This window comes from Methylobacterium tarhaniae (assembly GCF_001043955.1).
In the GTDB taxonomy this organism is placed as follows: Bacteria; Pseudomonadota; Alphaproteobacteria; order Rhizobiales; family Beijerinckiaceae; genus Methylobacterium; species Methylobacterium tarhaniae.
On record NZ_LABZ01000403.1, the window covers coordinates 1 to 1,266 of the forward strand.

A 1,266-nucleotide genomic window follows, 5' to 3' on the forward strand; every position below is an offset into this window, starting at 1 on the left:
GCCGAGATCCGCGACCTCGCCTACACGCTGATCCGGGTGCTCGACTCCGAGGGCAAGGCGGTCGGTCCCTGGGCCGGCTCGCTCACCGACGAGGAGCTGCTCGCCGGGCTTCGCGACATGATGAAGCTGCGCGCCTTCGATGCCCGCATGCTGATGGCCCAGCGCCAGGGCAAGACCTCGTTCTACATGCAGCATCTCGGCGAGGAGGCGGTGAGCACCGCCTTCCGCCGGGCGCTCGCCTCCGGCGACATGAACTTCCCGACCTACCGGCAGGCGGGGCTGCTGATTGCCGGCGGCTATCCCCTCGTCGACATGATGTGCCAGATCTACTCGAACGAGAACGATCCGCTACACGGCCGCCAGCTGCCGGTGATGTACTCGGCCAAGGATCACGGCTTCTTCTCGATCTCCGGCAACCTCGCGACCCAGTACATCCAGGCGGTCGGCTGGGCGATGGCCTCGGCGATCAAGAACGATACGAAGATCGCTGCCGCCTGGATCGGTGACGGCTCGACCGCCGAATCCGACTTCCACGCGGCGCTCGTCTTCGCCTCGACCTACCGGGCACCGGTGGTGCTCAACGTCGTCAACAATCAGTGGGCGATCTCGACCTTCCAGGGCTTCGCCCGCGGCGGCTCCTCGACCTTCGCGGCGCGCGGCCACGGCTTCGGGATCCCGGCGCTCCGGGTCGACGGCAACGACTACCTCGCCGTCCATGCGGTGGCGAAATGGGCGGTGGAGCGGGCGCGGCGCAACCTCGGCCCGACGATCGTCGAATACGTCACCTACCGGGCCGGGGCGCATTCGACCTCCGACGACCCCTCCGCCTACCGGCCGAAGACCGAGTTCGACGCCTGGCCGCTGGGCGACCCGGTCAAGCGCCTGAAGGATCACCTGATTGCCCGCGGCGCCTGGTCCGAGGAGCGCCACCGCCAGGGCGAGGCCGAGATCCTCGACGAGGTGGTGGCGGCGCAGCGCGAGGCCGAGACCCACGGCACGCTGCACGCCGGCGGCAAGCCGTCCCCGCGCGACATGTTCGAAGGAGTGTTTTCCGAGATGCCTCCTCACCTCCGCCGTCAGCGCCAGCAGGCGGGGTACTGACATGCCGCGCCGCACGATGATCGAGGCCATCCGCGAGGCGATGGCCGTGGCGATGGAGCGCGACGACGACGTGGTCGTGTTCGGGGAGGACGTCGGCTATTTCGGCGGCGTCTTCCGCTGTACCCAAGGCCTGCAGGCCCGCTTCGGCAAGAGCCGCTGCTTCGA

General features: G+C 68.8%; 1 protein-coding gene and 1 pseudogene. Both read left to right on the forward strand.

What is annotated here, in order from left to right:
- Positions 1-1,101 (forward strand): thiamine pyrophosphate-dependent dehydrogenase E1 component subunit alpha (locus tag VQ03_RS30290; RefSeq protein ID WP_048454649.1); only part of this gene is annotated, 1,101 nt, incomplete at its 5' end.
- Position 1,102: 1 nt separating this feature from the next.
- Positions 1,103-1,266, forward strand: a pseudogene (locus VQ03_RS32425) (alpha-ketoacid dehydrogenase subunit beta); the annotation flags it as partial.